This window comes from Apilactobacillus kunkeei (genome assembly GCF_001308195.1).
In the GTDB taxonomy this organism is placed as follows: Bacteria; Bacillota; Bacilli; order Lactobacillales; family Lactobacillaceae; genus Apilactobacillus; species Apilactobacillus kunkeei_C.
Genome location: NZ_JXDF01000006.1, coordinates 15,873 through 39,644, shown reverse-complemented (window position 1 = coordinate 39,644; position 23,772 = coordinate 15,873). Strand labels below are relative to the sequence as shown.

General features: G+C 38.8%; 23 protein-coding genes. 6 read left to right on the top strand and 17 right to left on the bottom strand.

The genetic code is table 11. The annotated features are described in order from the left end of the window. The 10 genes from RZ78_RS01130 to RZ78_RS01085 all read right to left on the bottom strand — a co-directional run bounded on the left by RZ78_RS01130 (position 1) and on the right by RZ78_RS01085 (position 9,849). Positions 1-1,080, bottom strand: a complete 1,080-nt coding sequence (locus RZ78_RS01130; protein WP_054607858.1) for a carbamoyl phosphate synthase small subunit — start codon at positions 1,078-1,080, stop codon at positions 1-3. Continuing rightward, the gene (locus RZ78_RS01125; RefSeq protein ID WP_054607857.1) at positions 1,081-2,349 is read right to left on the bottom strand and encodes a dihydroorotase; all 1,269 of its coding nucleotides are present in this window, start codon (positions 2,347-2,349) and stop codon (positions 1,081-1,083) included. Then, complete coding sequence (locus RZ78_RS01120; RefSeq protein ID WP_054607856.1) at positions 2,333-3,271, bottom strand: aspartate carbamoyltransferase catalytic subunit; 939 nt, start codon at positions 3,269-3,271, stop codon at positions 2,333-2,335. Before RZ78_RS01120 ends, RZ78_RS01125 begins: the two co-directional genes overlap by 17 nt. Positions 3,272-3,687: 416 nt before the next feature. After that, entirely contained in the window at positions 3,688-4,404 is a 717-nt protein-coding gene (locus tag RZ78_RS01115; RefSeq protein ID WP_081006869.1) for a LysM peptidoglycan-binding domain-containing protein, read from the bottom strand. 387 nt (positions 4,405-4,791) lie between these two features. Further along, entirely contained in the window at positions 4,792-5,274 is a 483-nt protein-coding gene (locus RZ78_RS01110; protein ID WP_054607854.1) for a LysM peptidoglycan-binding domain-containing protein, read from the bottom strand. Between the two features lie 507 nt (positions 5,275-5,781). Next, complete coding sequence (gene nhaC / locus RZ78_RS01105) at positions 5,782-7,167, bottom strand: Na+/H+ antiporter NhaC (protein WP_421391810.1); 1,386 nt, start codon at positions 7,165-7,167, stop codon at positions 5,782-5,784. Between the two features lie 413 nt (positions 7,168-7,580). Further along, on the bottom strand, positions 7,581-7,901 hold the full coding sequence (trxA, locus tag RZ78_RS01100; protein WP_054607852.1) for a thioredoxin: 321 nt from the start codon (positions 7,899-7,901) through the stop codon (positions 7,581-7,583). Between the two features lie 4 nt (positions 7,902-7,905). Next, positions 7,906-8,640: a TerC family protein gene (locus tag RZ78_RS01095; RefSeq protein ID WP_034534155.1), complete on the bottom strand. Its 735-nt coding sequence runs from the start codon at positions 8,638-8,640 to the stop codon at positions 7,906-7,908. Between the two features lie 79 nt (positions 8,641-8,719). Continuing rightward, positions 8,720-9,397, bottom strand: a complete 678-nt coding sequence (locus RZ78_RS01090) for a glycoside hydrolase family 73 protein (protein ID WP_054607851.1) — start codon at positions 9,395-9,397, stop codon at positions 8,720-8,722. Next, positions 9,397-9,849: a MerR family transcriptional regulator gene (locus tag RZ78_RS01085; RefSeq protein WP_054607850.1), complete on the bottom strand. Its 453-nt coding sequence runs from the start codon at positions 9,847-9,849 to the stop codon at positions 9,397-9,399. Before RZ78_RS01085 ends, RZ78_RS01090 begins: the two co-directional genes overlap by 1 nt. A 257-nt stretch (positions 9,850-10,106) precedes the next feature. Here RZ78_RS01085 and RZ78_RS01080 point away from each other — a divergent pair, with 257 nt between their 5' ends. After that, positions 10,107-10,565, top strand: coding sequence for a C40 family peptidase (locus tag RZ78_RS01080; RefSeq protein ID WP_337589037.1), 459 nt, complete (start codon positions 10,107-10,109; stop codon positions 10,563-10,565). A gap of 63 nt (positions 10,566-10,628) precedes the next feature. On the opposite strand, the gene RZ78_RS01075 is transcribed toward RZ78_RS01080, so the two are convergent. After that, positions 10,629-11,294, bottom strand: a complete 666-nt coding sequence (locus RZ78_RS01075) for a histidine phosphatase family protein (RefSeq protein WP_054607848.1) — start codon at positions 11,292-11,294, stop codon at positions 10,629-10,631. Between the two features lie 61 nt (positions 11,295-11,355). Then, positions 11,356-11,622, bottom strand: a complete 267-nt coding sequence (locus RZ78_RS01070) for a hypothetical protein (protein ID WP_034530962.1) — start codon at positions 11,620-11,622, stop codon at positions 11,356-11,358. A gap of 198 nt (positions 11,623-11,820) precedes the next feature. Between RZ78_RS01070 and RZ78_RS01065 the strand changes: the two genes are divergently transcribed. Together RZ78_RS01065 and RZ78_RS01060 are read left to right on the top strand one after the other, a co-directional pair. After that, positions 11,821-13,935, top strand: coding sequence for an LTA synthase family protein (locus RZ78_RS01065; protein WP_424580123.1), 2,115 nt, complete (start codon positions 11,821-11,823; stop codon positions 13,933-13,935). Between the two features lie 109 nt (positions 13,936-14,044). Further along, positions 14,045-14,806 carry a potassium channel family protein gene (locus tag RZ78_RS01060; RefSeq protein ID WP_054607846.1) on the top strand — a complete coding sequence of 254 codons (762 nt, stop codon included), beginning with the start codon at positions 14,045-14,047 and terminating at the stop codon, positions 14,804-14,806. A gap of 4 nt (positions 14,807-14,810) precedes the next feature. Here the strand turns inward: RZ78_RS01060 and RZ78_RS01055 are convergent, their stop codons facing one another. Beyond that, on the bottom strand, positions 14,811-15,800 hold the full coding sequence (locus RZ78_RS01055) for an NAD(P)/FAD-dependent oxidoreductase (RefSeq protein ID WP_054607845.1): 990 nt from the start codon (positions 15,798-15,800) through the stop codon (positions 14,811-14,813). Between the two features lie 81 nt (positions 15,801-15,881). Here RZ78_RS01055 and RZ78_RS01050 point away from each other — a divergent pair, with 81 nt between their 5' ends. Together RZ78_RS01050 and RZ78_RS01045 are read left to right on the top strand one after the other, a co-directional pair. Continuing rightward, positions 15,882-16,661 carry an alpha/beta hydrolase gene (locus RZ78_RS01050; RefSeq protein WP_054605332.1) on the top strand — a complete coding sequence of 260 codons (780 nt, stop codon included), beginning with the start codon at positions 15,882-15,884 and terminating at the stop codon, positions 16,659-16,661. Between the two features lie 214 nt (positions 16,662-16,875). After that, entirely contained in the window at positions 16,876-17,838 is a 963-nt protein-coding gene (locus RZ78_RS01045; protein ID WP_041152831.1) for a nucleoside hydrolase, read from the top strand. A gap of 40 nt (positions 17,839-17,878) precedes the next feature. Here the strand turns inward: RZ78_RS01045 and RZ78_RS01040 are convergent, their stop codons facing one another. Together RZ78_RS01040 and spx are read right to left on the bottom strand one after the other, a co-directional pair. Next, positions 17,879-18,682, bottom strand: a complete 804-nt coding sequence (locus RZ78_RS01040; protein ID WP_054607844.1) for a Cof-type HAD-IIB family hydrolase — start codon at positions 18,680-18,682, stop codon at positions 17,879-17,881. A 64-nt stretch (positions 18,683-18,746) separates the two neighbouring features. After that, positions 18,747-19,145: a transcriptional regulator Spx gene (gene spx / locus RZ78_RS01035; RefSeq protein WP_034534086.1), complete on the bottom strand. Its 399-nt coding sequence runs from the start codon at positions 19,143-19,145 to the stop codon at positions 18,747-18,749. A gap of 218 nt (positions 19,146-19,363) precedes the next feature. Here spx and RZ78_RS01030 point away from each other — a divergent pair, with 218 nt between their 5' ends. Next, entirely contained in the window at positions 19,364-20,950 is a 1,587-nt protein-coding gene (locus RZ78_RS01030; RefSeq protein WP_337589036.1) for a bifunctional UDP-sugar hydrolase/5'-nucleotidase, read from the top strand. Positions 20,951-21,007: 57 nt separating this feature from the next. On the opposite strand, the gene rny is transcribed toward RZ78_RS01030, so the two are convergent. Together rny and RZ78_RS01020 are read right to left on the bottom strand one after the other, a co-directional pair. Next, complete coding sequence (rny, locus tag RZ78_RS01025) at positions 21,008-22,600, bottom strand: ribonuclease Y (RefSeq protein ID WP_054607842.1); 1,593 nt, start codon at positions 22,598-22,600, stop codon at positions 21,008-21,010. Between the two features lie 172 nt (positions 22,601-22,772). Then, a complete protein-coding gene (locus RZ78_RS01020) occupies positions 22,773-23,726 on the bottom strand; it encodes an alpha/beta hydrolase (protein WP_054607841.1) in 954 nt (317 codons plus the stop codon). Positions 23,727-23,772 lie beyond the last annotated feature (46 nt).

Here is a 23,772-nt window from a genome sequence, read left to right as displayed (position 1 = left end):
TTAAATCCCCGCTTTCTGGTTGTCTTGCATTGCTTTTACAAAGTCGTCAAAGACGTATTCAGCATCATGTGGTCCAGGTGATGCGTCTGGATGATATTGGACTGAGAATGCTGGTCGATTCTTCAAACGCACTCCTTCGACAGTTCCGTCGTTGATTTCTGTTTGGGTAATTTCTAGTTCAGTTGATGGAATTGATTCAGCGTCCACCGCGTATCCATGGTTTTGCGAAGTGAAGTAAGTTTGTTCCTTACCGGCTTCTGCAATCGCGTGGTTGAAACCACGGTGGCCAAACTTCATCTTGTAGGTGTTAGCACCGTTGGCTAAAGCGAATAGTTGGTGACCTAGACAAATTCCTAGGATTGGTAGTTGTTCTTCTAGTTCGCGAATGACTGGTAGAACGTATTCTAGTTCCTTTGGATCCCCAGGTCCGTTTGATAGTAGAATGCCATCTGGATGACTAGCTAGAATTTCTTCCGCAGTACTGGTTGATGGGAAGACTGTCACGTTTAAGTTACGTTGCGCTAGTGAACGTAGGATGGAGTCCTTTAGTCCAAAGTCGATTAGAGCGACACGCAAACCAGTATTAGGTGCTTGGTAGACGCTGCTAGTTGAAGCGCTTTGTGCTGATGTGCTTTCTAGTGGTTGGTTGAATGCTGCTTTTATTGTTTCTGGTTTTAAGTCGTCGACGATAACAGCTTCCATTGAACCTTCGTCTCTTAATTCTTGGGTTAGTGCTCTAGTATCGATTTGTGAAATTCCTGGAAGGTCTTCTAGTTCAGCGTATTGAGTTAGTGTCATGTTGCTACGCCAGTTTCCAACCAGTCTAGCAATTTCGTTTACGACGATGGCTGCAACTGATGGGTGCAAGCTTTCCATGTCGTCTCTGTTCACTCCGTAATTTCCGATTAGTGGGTAGGTAAACACAAGCATTTGACCATCGTAACTTGCATCGGTCATGCTTTCTTGGTAACCGGTCATCCCTGTTGAGAATACCAATTCACCGTGAACTACCTTCTTGGAACCAAATCCGATTCCTTCGTAAGTTGAGCCATTCTTTAATACTAAGTATCGTGCTTGCATCTATTCCACGCTCCCATCTTGATATGCGACGTTGCCGTCTACTAATGTTAGTTTTGTCTTTCCATACACCTTTTGACCGATGAATGGTGAGTTCTTACCTTTTGACAAGAAGTCATTGGCGACGATTTCGTATTCATCATTTAGGTCCATCAAGGTTAAGTCAGCTGGTTGGCCCTCTTCTAACCTACCCGCAGGTAAGTGGAAGATGGCAGCTGGATTCTTACTCATCCATTTGACTAATGTCTTTAGGTCAACCAATCCTGATTTAGCAAAGCTGGTGTACATTAGGCTGAATGCTGTTTCGATACCGACAATTCCGAATGCGGCATCTTTCATGGATCCTGATTTTTCCTTCTCACTGTGTGGCGCATGGTCGGTTGCTACCATATCGATTGTGCCGTCCATTAGACCAGCGATTAGTGCATGTCTGTCTTCTGGACTTCTTAGTGGTGGGTTCATCTTCATCATTGGGTTGTCACTCTCTATCATTGAGTCATCTAGTAGTAGATGATGCGGTGAAACTTCGGCGGTAACGTTGACCCCGCGTTGTTTAGCCATTCTGACTAATTCGACTGATTCCTTAGTTGATATATGAGCAACATGGTAGTGGACGCCGGTGTCCTTAGCTAGGACTAAGTCTCTGGCTAGTTGTGATGATTCTGAAAGTGGTGACATCCCTGGAAGTCCTAATTCGTCAGCCTTGGCACCCGCATTCATCACCCCACCATTGATTAGTGAGTCGTCTTCGACGTGGGCAACCAATGGTTTGTTTAACTTTTGAGCTTCCTTCATGGCTAAATACATTGTTTCAGCGTTTTGGACTCCGTGGCCGTCGTTGGTAAAGGCGATTGCGCCCATCTCAGCCATTTGAGTGAAGTCGGTTGGCTTGTATGCGATTAATTGTTTGGAGATTGCTGCGTATTGGTAGGCATGCACAACACTCTCGCGTTGGTTTAGACTTAATTGTTCTTGTAACTCGTGTGGTGTGTCCACGACCGGTTTGACATTTGGCATCACACAGACGCTGGTGAAACCACCGTGCGCTGAGGCCTTACTTCCGGTCTCTGTGGTTTCCTTGTATGTTAGTCCTGGATCTCTGAAGTGGACGTGGACGTCGACTAGTCCAGGCAGTGCAGTTGCACCATTTCCGTCAATCACTTGATTGAACTTGTCACCTAGGTTGGTTCCGATAGCCTTGATTTTATTATCTTCGATTAGGATGGATTGTAATTGGTTGTCTACATACACGTTCTTAATTAATGTCTTCATATTCGTCCTCCGCAATTAGGTCTTTACTCTTTAGGATTGATGTTAGGATGGCCATTCTGGCGAACACCCCGTTTTGCATTTGTCGAAAGATTCGAGATTGTGGTGCTTCAACAAGTGCGTCGGCAATTTCGATGTTGCGATTGACCGGTGCCGGATGCATGATGATGGCTTTCCTCTTCATCTTGTTGCCGCGTTCTTCGGTTAGGCCAAAGATGTTGGCGTATTCGACGGCGGTAAAACTTTCTCGCGCATCTTCGTTTAGTCTTTCTAATTGCACCCTTAGCATCATCATGACGTCGACTTTTCCGACGATGGTATCGATGTTGGTAAACTCACCGAAGTTGTCGAAGTCACTTGGGTACCATTCATCTGGTCCAGCGAAGTATAGCTTGGCGCCAAGTCGTTTCAAGATTTCAGCGTTTGATCTTGCGACTCTGGAGTGAAGCAAGTCGCCAACGATGGCAATCTTTAAACCCTTGAACTTCTTGAATTCATCGTAGATGGTAAGTAAATCTAGCAAACTTTGTGATGGATGTTGTCCGCTACCGTCCCCGGCGTTAACCAATGATGTGTGGATTCTTTCGTCGTAGATGAGCGGTTCGTACCAGCCGGTGGTCTTATGTCTGATGACCACCCCGTCGGTCCCGATGGCTTGTAACGTTTTGACTGTATCTGATAAGGTTTCACCCTTTTGCACCGAACTATTCTTAGGGTCGATGTTAATTGGTGTGATGCCTAACTTTCGTTCAGCCATTTCAAACGATGTGTGAGTTCGCGTACTGTTTTCATAGAACATGTTAGCGAAGTAGACCGGACGCTTTAGCTGTACTAGTTTGCCGTCACGGTATTGAATGGCTAGCTTGATTAGTCCCATGATTTCGTCATCATTTAACTGATTAAGATCTAAAAAGTGTGTTTGCATGTATCCATCCTCCTAAAAAAGCACCCAACTCGATGGAGTGGGTGCTTGGAATGGTCTGATTGCGTATATTCCAATGCACCCTCTCTGGAGTTGCTTAATTGAAACCAAGATAATAAAAAAGGACTTCCCTGACCGTGTCAGAAAAGTCCCTCAATGTCTGTTGTTTACACTGATGGCGTATAGTTTCTACGCATAGGCCTTGTCTGACTCTCTGGTCAATACTTAAAGGCGAATCTCTTTTTATGTTGTTTATAATATATCATACTTAAAAAATATAACAAGCCATTATTTAATGTTTTTATAAAAACAAATTCAATAACCCTGTCATGAAAGCTTTGTCAGGCAATAAAAAAAAGACGCCAGTAAAGGCGTCTTTTTGTAGATATAAATATCGATTGAATAAATCGGCTAAGATCTTAGTACCAACCGTGTTGTAACCAGAATGACTTAGCGTTATCCCATGAACCGTAACGGGCAGCAACATATTGGTCAGCAACTCTTTCTTGGTTAGCAGCAGAGTAGTCACCGTGTAGCATAGCAGCACCTAGTTGGTACTTACCATAGTATTGACCGTTTGAGGCAGTGTATGAACCACCAGATTCACGGTTAGCAATCCAATCCTTAGCAGAACTGTTTGAGCCAGTGTAGCTTGAGCTTTGTGATTGGCTGTAGTTAGTTGTGCTTTGAGTTTGTGTTTGACTGTAGTTGCTTGAGCTTTGTGTTTGAGCTTGTGGTTGACTGTAGTTGGTTGTGCTTTGAGTTTGTGTTTGTGCTTGTTGTTGAGTTTGGGCTACTGATTGTTGGTTAGTAGTACTTTGGTTAGTTGTTGTTGAAGCAACAGTGTTTTGATCAGTAGATACAGTTGCACTTGAAGGTAAAGTTAGTTTTTCACCTACGTAGATTAAGTCTGTGTTAACACGGTTGTTAACTGCTCTAAGTGAACTTAATGAAACGTTGTATTTTTGTGATAATCCCCATAGAGTATCACCACTTTGAACAGTCACAGTCTTATTAACTGTTGCCTTAGCTTGTTGTTGTGGTTGTTGTGCAGATGCGTTAGCAGTTTGATCTGCGTTGGCGTTAGCACCACCAGCTACAAATAATCCAGCTACTGCGGCAGTAGCAAATAACATTGACTTCATACTATTTAATTTAACGATAATAATTCACTCCTATAAAAATCTATAATTCTGTATTTCTGTATCGTCGAAAGTGTTAATCGATTTGATTAACTGTGATATATACTACATCGTATCCATTACATGCCTATATCATGCACGTTAAAAGATTTGGCTTTTTCGTAACATTATCGTTACGCTGTAACAATATGACATCAAAAGTAGCATTATGCCCGTCGTTGAGCCATTTTAAACGTTACATACAGCTTAAATTATTCTAAAATTGTTTCTAATCTGGCAAAAAAGTACCAAAAAAACTTCTCAAAAAGGGATTGCAAACCCCAAATTGATCAAAAAATGGATAAAAAAAGGCGTTGAAAGTAAAACTTTCAACGTCTCTTTTTAATACCAGTTATTGGCAACCCAATGTTGTTTGGCGTTTACCCAAGAACCATATCGGTTAGCAACATATTGTTCTGCGACACGTTCTTGATTAGCTGGTGAGTAATCACCGTTAAGGTAACTACTATCTAATTGATATCTACCATAGTAACGACCGTTTTGTGCGGTGTATGAATCGGTAGATTCATGGAAAGAAATCCATGCCTTTGCTTCGGCATTTGCTTTGTTCCATTCTGATTGAGCACTGGATTGTGATTGATTTTGTTTCTTAGAAGTAGAATGATGTTTATTTGACTTAGTCGAGTGTTGCTTTTGAACCTTCTTATCGTCTTTTGCATCATTATTATTATCTGGAATCACGATTTGATCGCCAGCTAATAAATCATCATCACTATACTTGCCATTAGCATGCTCTAAAACAGACATGAAAACATTGTACTTATCTGACAAGTTTTCTAGTGTATCGCCAGACTTCACAGTCACTACTGTATTCGCGTTGGTATCTACAGTAGCATTTCGGTAAATAGAAAGTAATCCCGCGAACGAGATTGCGATTACAAGAAATAAAACATGAAATTTATATCTAATAACTGAAACACTCCTATATAAAATTAAAAAATAAAAAATTGCGTTTGTTGTCTTTCAACAACGAATGCATATTCTATCTACTTAATATTACATGAGTATTACATACATGTTACGTTCGCTGCTTAGTTTGTAATATAGTAACATTACTGTAACTTGTTGAAATATAAATGAACAAAATGACTAATAACACAGCTTTCTAGTTTTAATAATCGTGTACAATATATAGGCATTTTTTGATCAATTTTCGCAAAAAAATTTTGATTTTTTTTCAAAACCACTCAAATATGTTTCATTTGAAGTGATGTGCAACGTAAAAATCGCAAACAAAAAACCTACCACAAATCGCTTTATGATAGGCTTTTTAACTTTTTCTTAATAGTATTAAATTATTCTAAACATTAGTTAATCTTTATTGTGCTTAATAGCAATTCCTGTGACTGCACTTAGAATTGAGAACACTGGTGACAAGATACTTAGGAATAGGAATGGTGCAAAGTGACTTGCAGGCACACCTAATGTTGCTGAAATAAATGCTCCGGCAACACCCCATGGAATCAAGTAGTTAATTACGGTACCACCATCTTCAATCGCACGACTTAGTGCAACTGGTGCTAACCCAGCTTGGTGGAAGACCTTCTTAAATGCGTTTGCAGGTAGAATTTCTGATAGGAATTGTTCACCAACGAAGACGTTTACCCCGATGGCTGTAAAGATTACGGCAATGATTAACTTAGCGTCACTGTTTAGATGCTTAGTAAGTGGTTGAACAACGGCATCGATGATACCTAGGTGCATCAATAGTCCACCAAATGCTAAGGCAATCATAATCAATGCTAGAGTTCCCATCATTGAACTGATACCCCCTCTTGATAGAAGAAGGTCAACTGACTTGTTACCAGTCTTTGATACGAAACCACTAGTGATTAGGTCGTTAATCTTTAGTAGTGAAAGCTTGTGATCTTGGATTCCCATTAATCCGATTGAAACAATGATGTTAATGAATAATGTAGGAATTGTTGGAATATGACTCCATGCACAGATAAGTAGTAGTGCGATTGGAATAATTGCTAAGAATGAAATGTGGAAATTGCTGTTCAATACGTTTACTGTCTTGTCGACGTTTGATAGGTTAGCTTTACCATCACTGTGGTTTAAGAACACGAAGATGATGAATGAACCAATCATGGCAGGAATTGTTGACCACATCAAGTTCTTGATGTGAGCAATCAAGTCGGCTCCTGATACCGCAGCAGCTAGGTTAACAGTTGCTGATAGTGGTGATGACTTATCACCGAAGACCGCACCTGAGATAACGGCACCTGCAATCATGGCTGGGTTCATGCCCATAGTGATACCGATTCCCATGAAAGCAATCCCTAAAGTAGAAATAACGGTGAATGCACTACCGATGAATGTACCAACTAAGGCACATACTAGAAAGATTGATGGTAGAAACCAGTTGATGTTAATCAAATGGAAACCAAAAACCATTAGCGAAGGAATTACCCCTGAGGCAATCCAAACACCAATTAGTGAACCAATTAACAGGAAGATAAATAATGGAACAATTCCATTTTTAATTCCAGTGATGAATCCTTCGTCGATGTCATCCCATTTAAAACCTTTGAATCGACCCCAGAATACCAAAAGCATAATTCCAGTTAGGATTGGTACTTCTGGTGAAATTCCTAAACCAATAACACCGAATGACATAATTGCCATCATTACAACTAAAATAATAATTCCCTCAGCCAGAGTGACTGTCGGTTTCTTTTCTTCTTGCATAATATCTCTCCTCAAAATAACGTTAATTTTTTCTTCTATTATATATGTAGTCTTTTATTCATTTTGATATCGGATTAATCCTCCGCAGTTAGCAATTCTCATCTTCTCGTCTTCTTTCCATAAAAAAAGTCCCTGTTGTCTAAAACAACAGGGACGACTTATTTGTATTTTTACCGTGGTACCACCCAAATTAGTAACCACACGTAGTGGTCACTCACTCTCTAGAAATAACGACTCTAGTTGCCGTTCTTGGGTAGACACTATCCAATGTATTTCATCGAGATTAGCCTGATCGGTTCGCAGCAACCACCGACTTCCTGACACCCAGCTAATTCGTTACTTAGTTTGGAATAATTGTTTTGCTTTATTTGATTAAATTAAGATTAGCACTACAGATTTAATCCGTCAACTAAAATTTACATTTCTTCTAGTTTACGGTTTAGATAATGCGCCATCTTTTCCTTTGGATATACTCCAGTCACCTTTTCGACTGCCTTACCATTTTTAAATAAAACGATGCTTGGTAGTCCCATCACCTTGTATTGTTTTGCCACGTCTTCATTATTGTCGACGTTCATCTTACCAAAGTGAATGCGGTCACCGAATTCTTCTTCCATTGCTTCAAGCACTGGATCCATAATCTTACAAGGACCACACCATGGTGCCCAGAAATCAATGACGGTTATCTTGTTATCTGTTTCTTGTGCAAGATTTTCCCTTGTGATTGTTGTTGCCATTAGATTACCTCTTTGCTTTGCGAATAAAATGAATGATGAAGGTTACGATAAATGTAACCAATACGATTAAACCAAAGTGAAGTGGTTCAATTTCAATATCAATCATTGGAATTGAAAGGATTAGCTTCAAAGCGATCACTGCGATTAAGAAGTATGCCATTGTCTTTAACTCTGGGACCTTCTTCATCACTAACATGATGACTTCGGCAATTCCTCTCATACATAGGATCCCGATTAATCCACCTAGTAATACAATCACTGGATTATCAGAAATTGCTAAAGCAGCTAATACGGAATCAACGGAGAAGACAATATCCATAAATTCAATTTGTAATACTGTCATCCAAAAACGCTTACGATTGGATTCGTTGGCAGATTGCTTGAACATGGATTTTTTCTGTTTGTCAGAATGAGCGAAGTGCGCATAGACTAAGTAGAAAAGATATAATCCACCAACAACCTTTAATTCCCAGATATGGATTAGAAATACCCCTAATCCAATAATGATAAATCTAAAGATGTAAGAACCCCAAAGACCATAGAATAATGATTCTTCTTGTTCCTTCTTAGTTGGTAAAACTTGAGCCTGCGTGGCTAAAACCACCGCATTATCAACTGACAGTAAACATTCGATTAATACTAGGGATAAAATAACAACCCATGCATCCTCCGAAAAGATTACGTTATGCCAGTTATTCAAATCGAAAAACGGACCATATAATTTACTTAATAATGGTATCACCTAAAGTCTCCTCTTCTATTTTTCTACTATTATATAAGATAAATTTTTGAAAATATAGTTTTAACTATTAAATTTTTTATTTACTAATTTGATCATCGTACTTAGCTAAATTGTATTGCTTAATCAATGCAATTAAGTTCTTTGCGTAGTTAGGATCGGTTGCGTAACCATTCTTTTGTAGCATCTTAGCTTGTTGTTCATAGCTCATAACATTTTTTTGCTTAATGAAGTTAAGTGCTGTCACAGTACTGTGGTTTTCAACCGCATCATAGACGCTTGGGTACTTTCTGAAAGTAGCAGGAATTGAAATCTTCTTCTTGTCACCTTCACGAACAACCTTAACACCCTTAGCTACTGGTGTATCGTTACTTACGTATTCATCAGTGTAGTATTGGATTGATTTTCCCTTGTATGTTCCCTTCACACCGAAGATGTTGTATGCCTTCTTGTATAGTTCTGATTGACCCCAGTTAGATTCTTGGATAGCTTGGGCAATCACAACGCTTGGTAACACAACGTGTTGTTTGTTCCATACTTGAACGGCTGGTTTAGCGATTGTTTCGGCAAACTCATGACGCTTCTTAGCAGCTTGTTCTTGTGCTTCTTCAATTCTTTGTTGATCAGATTTTTGAATTTGGTTTTCTCGGATTGTACTGTGCACTTGCTTTGCAACCTTATATCCACCAAATAATACAATCACAATTACAACTAACCAGACAATCTTCTTAGTTAAACTCATTTTCTTTTTTCTCATCATTTATCCTTCTTTTTTATATCGACAACACGATATTTTATTTCGTCATTCTCATCAACTGCGGCATATAATATGGAAGTTTTTTCTTCATTAAAGTAACCTAGGTTGACAACTGGCTGACCATCGATTGTCTCAACGTCTTCAAAGGCATTCATCATAAACCTTCTTAAATAGCGCATCTTAGCGATGTTTTCAGAAGCTGTCTCATTGGCAGCTGTAAGGGTGAATCCCTTATCTAAGTAATGCTTAATTAATGTTACTTTATTTAAGTTTTCCATATTAAAAACGCGAGATCTACTCTTATCGTCTCTAATTGAGGTAATGTAACCTTTTTGTTCCCAGTAACGAAGTTGACGTGTTGACACGTCCATCATCTTGCTGACTTCCCCGATTTTAAAAATTAGACGATTAAGGTCTATTTTTTCGGGAAATAATTTCTTTAAGCCCGACATTTCAACGGTTCCTTTCGTGTAATCTACATAATAAATTTACCACAAATTTGGAACCCTTTCATTACTTTAATTGGGTACAGTAAATATTAAACACTAAAATTATAAAGATTACATTAAAATTGCAAAGTTTTAATTAATTTGAAACTACTTTGTTACATTCTTGAAATATTAATCCCTTATCATATGAAATATATTGAGATAGAGAAAAAAACGAGAGAGATTTTTTATAAGAGAGAGGATTTTGAGAGATGAAAAAAATGATTACTAAAATTGCTATAACCGCAGCCGCGTTTACTTCACTACTATTTGCAGGTGCCGCTGCAAGTAACAACAACACAGCCCACGCTGATACTAATACCCAATTTACTTCAGTATACAGTGTTGCTAAGTCAAAATTAGGTGACCGTTACGTTTACGGTTCAGAAGGTTCACGTACTTTTGATTGTTCTGGTTTTACAAAATACATATACAGACACGGTCTAGGTGTTAATTTACCTAGAACTGCGCAACAACAATACCACTACTCTAAAAAAGTTGGTAAGAAGCAACTTCAAAAAGGTGATCTAGTATTCATTGGTTCATCAAAGAATAGCATTTACCACGTTGGTATGTACATCGGTGGAGGCAAAATGATTGATGCTCAAAATCGTGGTGTTATCCGTGAAAGCATCCATGCTCCATGGTGGCACGTAGTAGCTTACGGTCGAGTAGCTTAATTTCATCTCTTAAAATCCAAAAAAAGACGATTACAAAATGTAATCGTCTTTTTTTATATTCTTTTATTGAACGTTGTAATCTGTAATCTTAACTTGATCGTCGCTTACTTTCATCTTAGTAAGACTGCCATTAGCTGGGCGTTCAGTGACGTCGTATTTACCTTCACCAAAACGTTCAACCAAACTCAATACCGCGTTTCCGTGACTAATTAATAGGACATTATCGCCATCGTGGATGTTCTTATCATTTCTGATTAGGTCTAATCCTTGGTCCCAACGTTTCCAGTATTCTTCGTTGCTTTCAGCTTGGTGGAAAGGATCGGATTCCTTTAAGAAGTCCTTAGCTTTACCGATTGAATACTTGGTAACAATGTCTTTGAATGTTGGCAAACCATGAGGTGCTCCAGCAACGTACCAGGTTTGATCCATATCATTTCCTTCGTAGTATCCGTAGAATTCTTCTCTTAGGTATTTAGAAATGGTTGGTTCTTTGACTGAATCGGCCTTGTTACCATCTAAGATGATCTTTGCGGTATGCATGGCTCTGGTGGTATCACTGCAATAAGCTGCCGCAAAATGGGTATTGGCAAGCTTATCAGCAGTCTTTTTTGCACCCGTAATTCCTTTATCGGTCAAAGGTGAATTACTCCACCCTTGCAAACGATTGTAAATGTTAAAGTATGTTTGTCCGTGACGGACAACGTATAGATTAAATGTGATAACATTCATCCCCTTTTTTAACTGGTAATAATAGAATATCACTAATAAAAAAAGTTAGACAACATTCTGCCTAACTTAATTCAGTATTATAGTATTTAGACGCAATCTTGTGGTAGCGCAACTTATCTAGCGTCTTATAAATTATCATTTGTAGTTCGTGTAGTTTAATGATAGTGTAGGAACTCAATTGGACTAAGATTAATCTTTCAGTACGATTGATAATCTCTTGGTTACTAGTCAAAGCTAGCAAGTCACTATGGACCATCTCTGGCATGAATTCAATTATTTGTCCATCACTTAACTGAACATTTAATTTTTTAGTATTACCTTTTAGCAATGCCGTCATCCTCCTACTGATTTAACTTTATTTTACAACATTTGCATAATTTTGCAACTATATATGGTGATAGATATTTTTTATTTTGCCACATATTGTGGTGATGTTTTTATGACACGAAAAAAACATGCCTTTTTGACTTCGGTCTGTTAATATTAAGTATGAATTATATCAAAGGAGCTCTTCATTTTGAAAGCGATAAATTATCTGCGCTCTAAAATGTCCACTAGGTTTGGATTCTTCATTCTACTAGTTGTTTTATTTTGGGCTAAAACTATATACGCATATTTCACTGATTTCCAATTAGGACTTGCAAATCCGTTTGAATACTTCATAGCATTCATCAATCCAATCGCAACTACCATGCTTTTGTTTGGACTTGCAATGTACATTAAATCAAGTCGATTATTTTACCCTATTATCCTATTGATCGATGGGTTAAACACTTTACTACTATATTTAAACGTTATTTATTACCGTGAATTTACCGACTTCATGACAGTAAGTACCATGACCGGTTACTCAAAGGTTAACCAAGGACTTAGCGGATCATCACTTGCACTTACCATGCCACATGATGTCTTCTACTGGTTAGATATCGTTTTAGTATTACTTCTACTATTATTTAGAGTAATTCGCATCGATAACAAGAAGTTCGGTGGTAAGGGCGCATTCGCCATTACTTCGGTTGCCGTGTTAATATTCACCGCCAACCTATCATTTGGTGAAATGGCCAGACCACAACTTCTAACTAGAACTTTCGACCGTACATACATCGTTAAGTATCTTGGCGTTGATTCATTTACAGTCTATGACGCCATCTCCACTCAACACACTAAGGACTTGCGTGCAATGGCTACCAAGTCAGAAATGAATGACGTGCGAAAGTTCATCAACAAGCATTACGCCGCCCCTGAAAGATCGATGTTTGGATTAGCCAAGGGTAGAAACGTAATTATCATTCACTTGGAAAGTTTCCAACAATTCCTAATCGATAAAAAGGTCAACGGCCAAGAAGTCACTCCATTCTTGAACAGTCTCTACCATAGTAAGTCAACAATTGCCTTTTCTAACTTCTTCCACCAAGTGGGACAAGGAAAGACATCCGACGCTGAAAACATGCTAGAAACCAGCACCTATGGATTACCTCAAGGTTCAATGTTTACCCAATTCGGAAGTGACAACGTCTTCCAAGCAGCTCCTGCTATTTTGAAACAAGATAAGGGATACACTTCAGCAGTATTCCACGGAAACGTTGCTAGTTTCTGGAACAGAAACAATGTTTACAAGAACATGGGTTACCAATACTTCTTCGACGAAAGCTACTACGATACTTCCGGCGATAAAGCACTTGGTTACGGTTTGAAGGATAAGCTATTATTCAGAGATTCCGTTAAGTACCTTGAAAGATTACAACAACCTTTCTACGCTAAGTACATCACTGTTACTAACCACTTCCCTTACTCAATCGATAGCGAAGACAGTAACTTTAAGACTACTAACACCGGTGATACCAAGGTTGATAACTACTTCAAGACTGCTCATTACTTAGATCAAGCCATCCAAGAATTCTACGCATACCTACAAAAATCAGGGTTGTTGAAGAATTCAATCATCATGCTATATGGTGACCACTATGGTATTTCTAACTCAGAAAACCTAAGCCTTGCTAGAGCATTGGGTAAGAACCCTAATGACTGGACTGACTTTGATAACGCACAACTACAACGTGTTCCATTGATGTTTAACATCCCTGGCATGAAGCATGGTTACATCGACAAAACCTACGGTGGTGAAATCGACGTCTTACCTACTCTACTTCACCTATTGGGTGTCAACACCAAGCAATACATTCAATTTGGAACCGACTTATTCTCCAAGAAACATGACACTGTCGTTGCATTTAGAAACCGTGATTGGGTAAGTACTAAGTACACATCCATCAGTGGTACTATTTACAGCAACAAGACCGGTAAGGTAATTCACCCTACCCCTCATCAAAGAAAAGTCTTCAATAAGATGCAAGCTCGTGTTAACACTGAGTTATCATTCTCTGATGAATTGAACGAACAAAACTTACTTCGTTTCTACACCCCTAGCGGATTCACTCCGGTAAATCCTAAGGATTACAATTACCAAGATGGTTTCCAAAAGGAACTTGGGGCTGAAACAGAATTGGGTAAGAAATCTACTAGTTTGTATGACAAGCTAAAGAAGAAATCCACTCAATCCCTATACAAGACCGATGCACCAGAATTAAACCATTCAGGTGGATCATCTCGAATCTCCAAGAACAACAACGAAGATAACTAAAAGAAAACGACCAATTGAAAGATTGGTCGTTTTTTATTTGCTTTAAACTAACTTAAAGGTAAAATGATTATAATTGGATTAAGAGATAGAGAAAAAGTGAGTTGAAATAATGAAACAATTTAAAAATAAAACCGTCGAATTGATTTATAGTCTGTTTATTATTTTTATCGCCGTCGCATCCGTTGTGATGGTCGGTCTAGACTACTTCGGCGTTATCAACATCTATCATGGTATTTTAGGAAATATTTACTATGGTATCTGGATCTTTTACATTATTGATTACATATCCGGCTTTCTATTGGCCAAGAACCACAAGCAATTCTTATTAGAAACATCGTTGGACTTAATTTCATTAATTCCAGCCCATCCGATCTTCGTGGTATTTCGTCTATACCGTGTGATTAGAATCGTCCGTCACTACAACCTATTTTGGAAGTTTGGTTGGGACGGAAAAGTGACCGGTGGAATCCACCGTTTCATTTACGACACTGGTTTTATCTACCTATTCTCAATCAGTATCGTGATTTTAATCTTCAGTGCTTTGATTTACTCACACTTCGAACAACATGATTTATCCACCTCATTATGGTGGGCAATTACAACCGCCACTACCGTTGGTTATGGTGATATTTCGCCGCAAACCGCTGGTGGAAAGCTAATTGCCGCATTCCTAATGTTCGGTGGAATTGGTTTTATTGGTTTGTTGACCTCTACGATTACCGACTTCTTCACCCATGGTGATAAGGACGAAACAGACGATAAAATCGATCAATTAACCAAACAAATTCAAGCTTTGACTAAGGAAGTTCAAAGCCTTGAAAAGACGGTCCAAAAAAATAGCACCCCCTCAAAGGATGCTAAGAAAAAATAGTTTTTTATGATAATTGAGTACTGTGAATTGGTGCTCGATTGCCTGGGTATAGGTCGTTCATAATCGCATTGATTGTGATTGGAACTTCACCGAATCCAGTCGCGATGATAGTTTGTTTACCATCGTATTTGGCTTGGTCACCCACGGCGTAAATGTTCTTGATATTAGTTTGAAGATTGCCATCAACCTTTGTGGCATGGTGGTCTTCTTCGATATCTACATTCCAGCCTTGCATGTCTTTATTGTTAGAAATGAAGCCGTAATTTACTAGAATCTTATCAACATCAATATCGATGAATTCATCATCTGTCTTCATCTTCTTAGCGTGGACTCTAACTTGGTTATTGTCCACGTTTTCTAATGACTTAATTAAGTAAGGAGTCACTAGTTTGACGCTTGATTGCTTCAATAGGTTAACGGTGTGTTCTAGTCCTCTAAACTCGTTTCGACGATGCAATAAGTAGACTTCATCGGCAATATCTTCTAGCATTAGTGCTTGATCGATTGCTGAATCACCACCACCTGCAACTAAAACTTTTTTATTTTTAAAGGCATCTAAGTCCGAAGCGGTGTATACTAGTTGTTGGTCTGAGATTGTTTCGACACCATCAGCGCTTAGTTTACGTGGGTTAAATGCCCCGTTACCAACCGCAATAATGATGGCTTTAGTTTTGGTAATTCCCTTATTTGTGGTAACCTTAAAAACGTCGTCAATTTTTTCAACGTTGACTACTGTTTGATTCAACTTAATGTCACCATCCATGGTGGCAAGTTGTTTCTTCAAGTTAGCCACTAAATCACGACCTGAAATCGCAGGATAGGCTGGGATATCTAGAATCGTTTTTTCTGGATATAATGCATTTACTTGTCCCCCTAGTTCTGAAAGACTTTCGATGATTTGGAATTTGGCGGTACGTAGTCCGGCATAAAAACCGGCAAACATTCCAACGGGACCTCCTCCAATTATCGTAATATCATAGATTTCATCTGACATTTTATTTTAACTCCTTTTATTTTGGTGTTATTTAATATATTATGTATCTTATAATTATACTTTAGCAAAGGAAGAACAATTATGCACAGCAAACGCAGAAAAATTATCATTGGGATTGTTTTGATTATTGAAGCAATTGCCCTATTCATCACTACCTCATGGATTTTTAGAGGTCGTGTCCTAAATGATGTGAAGGTAGACAAGACAAGAACTGCAACTATCTTCATCCCCGGTTATGGTGGTAACGCCGTTTCAACCGATGACTTCATTAATCAATTCAACGATCACGGCATTGCTAAGCGTGCTCTTCGTATTCATATTTCTAGCAATGGTAAGGTTACTACCATGAAGAAATATGTCAAGAAGATTTCAGCTGACAACCCATTAGTTCAATTAATCTTTGAAGACAACACTCACCCAATCAAAGAAGCTAAACAAATGAAAAATGTGATGACTTACCTATACAAGACTTACCACATTAAATCAGTTAACTTCTTAGGACATTCATCAGGTGGTCAAATCGCCTACGAATACATGGTTAGAAACCCTAACCAAAAGGAAGCTCCTAAGATTAACAAGTTCGTAAGTATCGCCAACGACTACCCAGCTGGTGATAAACGTGCTAAGAACTTACCACGCAACTTAAAGATTTTTAACATCGCAGGAGAAATCTACAACGTTGGTACCGATGGTGAAGAAGCCGTGGATATCGTTAAGCCAATGGGTAAACTAGTTAAGCCTTACGTTAAGAGCTACACATTCTACCTATACCGTGGAGATCCAATTTCTGCTGAACATTCAATGTTGCACGAAAACCCAACATTGGATAAAACAATTGCTGAATTCCTATTTAGAAACTAGCAACCAAAATCTCGATTTCGTTTAGAAGTCGAGATTTTTTTATTAACAAATTTCTCATTTTCGTTAAATTTGTTCGTATTTATATGTCATTTCCTTAAAAACTTCTTAGTATCCCCTTTTATTTTGGATGAAAAGCCCATATAATTAAAGTTAATGAAAAATGTTCACGGGCAAAGATCCGTGAGGGGAATTAATATTGGGAGGGTTTTTCATTATGGCAAAGCAAAAAATTATCTTAGACGTTGATACAGGTGTCGATGACGCAATGGCTATCGCCTACGCTGTCGCTGCCCCTAACGCCGATTTAGTAGGTGTTGTGAACTCATACGGAAACGTATTGGTAGAACAAGCCGCTAAGAACTCACTAGAAATTCTAGACCTATTAGGTGCTACTGACGTACCAGTATTTGAAGGTGAACCACATTCACTAGAAACTGACAGTTTCGAAGTAATGGAAGTTTCAGCTCATATTCATGGTGTTAACGGTGTTGGTGAAGTTGAATTACCAGCAAGTAGCCGCCAAGTGGAAGAACAATCAGGTGTCGACTTCATCATCGAAGCCGCTCACAAGTACGGTAAGGATTTAACAATCATCCCTACTGGTCCACTTACCAACCTAGCCTTAGCATTACGTAAGGACCCATCAATTGCCGACTTAATCGGTAACGTTACTCTAATGGGTGGTGCTTTGACTGTTCCTGGTAATGTTTCTGATGCTGCTGAAGCAAACATCAACCAAGATGCTACTGCTGCCAACGAAGTATTTAGAAGCCCACTACACGATACTATGGTTGGTCTAGACGTTACATTAAGAACTCTTCTAACTAAAAAAGAAACTCAACAATGGCGTGACTTAGGCACTGTTGCAGGTGAAAAGTTCGCTGATATCGTTGACTACTACATCGATATTTACGCTGAAATGTACCCACACCTAGGTGGTTGTTCACTACACGACCCATTAGCCGTTGGTGTTGCTTGTGACCCAAGCTTCGTTCAAACATTGGACCTAGACCTATTGGTTCACACTGGTGAATTAAACTACGGACGTACTACCGGTGATACTGCTCACCTAGACGATCCAAATCCTACTGCTAGTGTTGCTATCCAAGTAGATGAAAAGCGTTACCTAAAGACATTTATGGAATACTTGAACTACTTATTCGCAAACAACAAGTAAACAAAAAGGACTTAAACTTCTCGTTTAAGTCCTTTTTTATTTATTCATTAAAGTATTTGTGTAGAAATACCGCTACCCCATCGTCATCGTGATCGACGGTAACATCTGTGGCAATCTTCTTGATTTCATCAGAGGCATTGCCCATCGCAACACCGACATTGGCAGCTTCAATCATTTCGTAATCATTTTCCGCATCACCAAATGCCATCAGGTTGGAAAAATCCAATCCTAAGTGCTTTAACAAAATATTTAAACCGTAAGCCTTACTCATGTTTAATGGCAAAAATTCCATGATTTTGGGCTGAGAACGGACGATTTTATAATGGTCAGTAATTTCTGCTGGAAAATTAGCACGTGCATTATCCAATGCCGCAATTTGTTCTGACATGATGGCCTTACTGTATGGTTTGTTCTCTAATTCCTTGAAATCAGTTGGAACGAATTCAAGTGGTGAATTCAAGACTTCCTTATAGGTTGATTTAACCAAATCGGTTAATTCGTAGACCTTTTCAAAGTCTAGAATGTCCAATGGTAAGTCGTTATCCAATGCGTATTGATGAATTAAGGAAAAATCTGCTAGGGTTAGTCCCTTTTGGTTTAACACCTTTTGATCGTGATTTCGAATCACCATTCCACCGTTGAATGTGATGGTGTAATCATTTTCCTCGGTTAGACCAAGTTGTTTTACATATGGCCAGACCGCATTAATCGGGCGACCGGTACATAGGACAACGGCGATTCCCTTTTTATGTAATTTTTGTAGTGTTGAAACATTTTCATCACTAATTTCTTTGGATGAATTCAATAGTGTATTGTCTAGATCCAGCGCAATCATTTTTATCATAATGTGACTCCTTTTGAGTGAATAAAAAAACGACATTACAAAGTAATGCCGTCACTCTAAAATATTAAGCTTCCAACTGTGATTCTAATTCTTTTAGTTCAGTTTCACGAATGGAACGGGGTAAGAAACGACGAATTTCTTCCTCATTGTACCCAACTTCCAAACGTTTGTCATCAAACACAATAGGACGTTTGATAAGGTCTGGATACTTGACAACTAAATCTACCAAGTCTGATAGTGACAAGCTATCAAAATCGATGTTTAGCTTTTTGAAAATTTTGGATCTTGTTGAAATGATGTCTTCGCTCCCATTTTCAGTAAGACGTAAGATTTGTTTTACTTCGTCCGCATTCAATGGGTTAGAATTGATATTTCTTTCGCGGAAAGCAATATCGTGGCCCTTTAACCAGGCTCTAGCTTTACGACTGGATGCACTACTTGGTGCTACGTAAAGATTCAACATTTATATCACCCCTTAATCGCTTAATTTTTATAAAAACAATTATGGTTAGGTTAGTAGTACTTACTAAATGTAAATACAATTAACTGTAATCATCTTAACATACCTATAAGATAAATCAATTTAAATTTTTATTAAGAAAAGGTAAATGTTAATCAAATCTTAATTTTTCATTTTTAAAAAAGTGATAAAATATACACAATAAAAGAAACGGAAGAATCATGATAATTCAATACGGGGGTGGCACGATGAAAATAAATCTTTTAGAGACAAGTGATACACACGGCTTTTTGTTCCCCACTAACTATGTGAACTTAAAGGACGATAAACCCTTTGGGGTGCTTCGTTGCGCTACAGCAATCAAGGATCTTAGAACCAAGCTGGATAACGTCGTAGCCATCGATAACGGGGATTTCTTGCAAGGATCAGCATTGGCATACTATATTGCTGAAATCAAAAAACAATCCGCACCAAAACAAATTAACGACGTCTTTAATGCCGTTGATTACGATTTTGGAGTATTAGGAAATCATGAGTTTAATTACGGATTATCATACCTACACAACACCATAAATGAGTGTAATCGCCATTTTCTTTGTGCCAATATTATTGATGAAGATGGTACCCACCCATTTGGTAATCCATATGAAATTAAAGATATTAATGGTGTAAAGGTCGGATTCTTGGGTCTAACCACTCAAGGTACCACTAAGTGGGAAAAGAACTCCCATTTAGCCGGTCTAACCTTCCTTTCTGCCAAGGACACCGCCGCCAAATACATCCCTGAAATGAGCGAAAAAACCGATTTAAACGTCATCGTTTATCACGGCGGAATCGAACGTGATGAAGAAGGTGTCCCAACCGAAGTCTTAAATGGTGAAAACGAAACATACGATATCCTAGCACATGTTGACGGTGTCGATGCCATTATCACCGGTCACCAACACAGAAAGATTGCTGGTCACCTATTGGGCGTCCCAATCATTCAACCAGGTCATCGTGGTCAATACGTTGGACACATCGAATTAGATGTTCAACAAGATGACAATGGTAAATATTTTGTGCAATCCAGTGAAGTCGAATTAATTCCAACTAAGAAGTACCAAGTTGATCATGAAATCGCCAATAAGTTGGACGACATCCAAGAACAAATCAACAAGTGGTTAGATGAACCAATGGCTCATATCGAAGGATCAATGGACTTTGATAACGCCTTTGAAGCCCGTTTAAACAAGACCAGTTTCATCCAGTTCATTCAAAATATTCAGATGCAAACTATGGGAGTAGACATTTCGGCAACCGCCCTATTTAATGATGAAGCTCACGGTTTTGAAAATCCGATTACAATGAGAAATATCATCACTAACTACGTTTACCCTAACAGTCTATCCGTGCTTAAGATTACTGGTGCCGAATTAAAGGCCGCCATGGAAACTAGCGCCAAGTACTTTGACTACCAAAACGGTAAGATTGGTGTAAACCATGACTACATTTTCCCTAAGCTAAAGCATTACAACTACGATATGTATGAAGGTGTCGACTACGTGATTAACGTCGCTAAACCAGTTGGTCACCGTATCGAAGATTTGACCTACCATGGCAAACCAATCGATGACGACGCCGAATTAAAAATCGTGTTAAACATCTATCGTGCCGTCGGTGGTGGAAACTACCAAATGTTTTCTCAAGACAAGATTATCAAGTCAGATGATCGAATGATGAGTCAATTAATCGCTGATTACTTAAGAGAACACAAGACCATTAAAGCTGAAAACAATCATAACTTTAAGGTCATCTACAGACCATAAAAAAAGAGTTCCAAAACTTCATGTTTTGGGACTCTTTTTAGTTTAACAATAATAGCATTAAGCTTCTTTAACTGTATTATGATTGCGTTTCTTATTCTTACCAACGTATTGAACAGCTTTTAGTTCACGAATGGTAGTAACCTTAATCTTACCCGGATAAGTCAATTCATCTTGAATTTGATCCTTAACGTGTTTAGTCAATAGCTTACTGTTATCATCATTTAACATTTCAGGATTTACAATAATTCTGATTTCACGTCCAGCCTGGATGGCATAGCTATCGCGAACACCCTTGTGTTGGTTAGCAATGTTTTCTAGGTTACGTAGACGACTGACGTATTCTTCAATTGATTCACTTCTAGCTCCTGGACGAGCACCAGAAATGGCGTCGGCGGTGGCAACCAGAATAGCGATTGGATCAGTTGGTTCAACGTCACCGTGGTGAGAAGCAATTGAATTAACAACGACTTCGTTTTCACCAAAGGCCTCAGTTAGTTTGACCCCTAATTCAACGTGGGTTCCACCAACTTCGTGGTCAATGGCTTTACCAATATCGTGAAGTAATCCAGCACGTTTGGCCAATTGGGTATTCAAACCTAATTCGGCAGCCAAGGCACCGGTCAATTGAGCAGTTTCAATTGAGTGGTATAAAACGTTTTGACCATAACTAGTTCTAAACTTCAATTTACCAATAATCTTCATCAAGTCAGGATGAACACGTCCAACGTGGAGTGAGTGAACAACTGTTTCACCGGTTTCACGTAAAGCCGCGTTAACCTTTTGAGTAGTGGTATTAACCAGATACTCGATGTTGCTGTTGGTAAAGTGACGAGAAATGATCAGACTTTCAATAGTTGTACGAGCAATTTCTCTTCTAATTGGATCATGAGTAACAATGTGAAGTAGTAATGGGTAGTCTTCATCAAAGATTAAATCAGTTCCAGTTAGTGTTTGTAGTAGACGAACATGTTGTTCGTCCTTACCAATTAACTTGGATTTGATGTCGCTACTTGGCAAGGCAATGTTTCTTTCAATGTGACTTCTAGGTTCATCCCTAGGGCCTCTTTGAATAGCTTCAATTACTAGGTCATTAGCAATCTTGTTAGCGGCAACCTTGCTTTCGGACAAGTTGTACTTAACTTCGATGTCTTTTTCACGACGAAGAGCGTTTTCGGTATGATTCAACACAGCATGACGAGCATAGTTCTTATCGATATGACTGATTGATTGAAGTGTCAATTCACGTTGTTGCCAAATGTCTTCGGCTTGGTGCATGACGTCATCGATATCATCTTGGACCTTAGCTTGTTCATCGCTGCGTTCATTTAAATCATTAGTATATTTAGTTAATCGGTTCTTCATTTGTTCCAAGTACTTTTCGTGTTGGTTCAAACGGTTTTCACGGGTGATATTTTCTTCTTTTTGAGACTCGATTTCATCGTCTGCAATCTTTTGGTATTGCATGATGTCTTCTTTGTCATCAGCAATGATTTGCTTAGCCTTTACGGCAGTCTCATCGGCGGTCTTTTGTAAATGTTGTGCAGCCTTACTTTTGGCAGCGTCAACTTGACCCTTGATGCGCATATCACTAACCCAAAAACCTAATAAAGCACCAGCGATTAAAAATACTAATGCGGCTAGTTCAATCAAAAAGCGTCCTCCTTTCTGATTTTTTTATTTATTTTTTTAACGAATATTAAACGTATTGTTTGATGGTGTTATTACACACTATCTATAATAACATTTAACCCCCTATTTGATACACTGAAAGTTTTTAAAATTACGAAAAAGGCGCTAGATTCAACATCTAACGCCTTTAATATTATTTAAAATATTTGTTCAAAAATCCCTTAATTGTATCAACATACAACTTTGGATTAGTTTGATAAGAAGCAGCATGGGCTGCATTTTTCACAACAAGTAGTTGTTTTGGTCCCTTGCTAGCCTTGTATAGTGGGTAAACCATGCGAGTTGGTACGAACTTATCGTTGGCCCCATGAATGAATAGCATTGGACGGTGATTCTTCTTCACTTGGTTTAGTGATGAAGCTTCGTACATGCTGTATCCGGCTCTAATGTGGGTAATTCCACTTAGGATTGGAACCAATGGCCAACGTGGGAATGCTGGCATGTTGTAAAGTTGACCGGCTTCGTAGTTAATTTCATCGGAAACACTGGTGTAACCACAGTCTTCAATAAATGCTTTAACTTGGTGTGGCACGTCTTTTTCACCGGATACCATCATGGTAGTAGCTCCCCCCATGCTGACACCAAACATCACGATTTCAGTCTTTGGTCCTTGGTACTTGATGACTTTTTTCATCCATTTAATGTAGTCGAGACGATCTGGCCAACCGTAACCAACGTAATTACCCTCGCTTTGGCCTTGGCCCCTATCATCGGGAGTTAAAACGTTGTAACCCATTTGATGGAAGATGTAGGCATAAGGAGCCATCTTTTCCTTACTACCCATGTAGCCGTGGGCAATCACCACGGTCTTGTTAGTCTTCTTCTCTGCTGGAATGTAGTTAGCCACCAGCTTTAAGTTTCCGGTCGCAGACTTCTGGGTCCAGTGAATCTTTTTGACGTTGTAGTACCACTTGGTACCTGGATATAGTGGTGAATTCTTCTTAATTTTATCGTTACTTAAAAAGGTCTTGTGCGAAGGAACCACGGCGACGTTGTAAAAATACATCCCCGCACCCACAAAACCAACTACCGTCAATACGATTAAAGTAATCACGGTCGCTAGTAAGATTTTGGTTTTCTTTTTCAAGATAGTGCTCTCCATTTCAGTATTTAATAATTCGAGTATAGAGTTT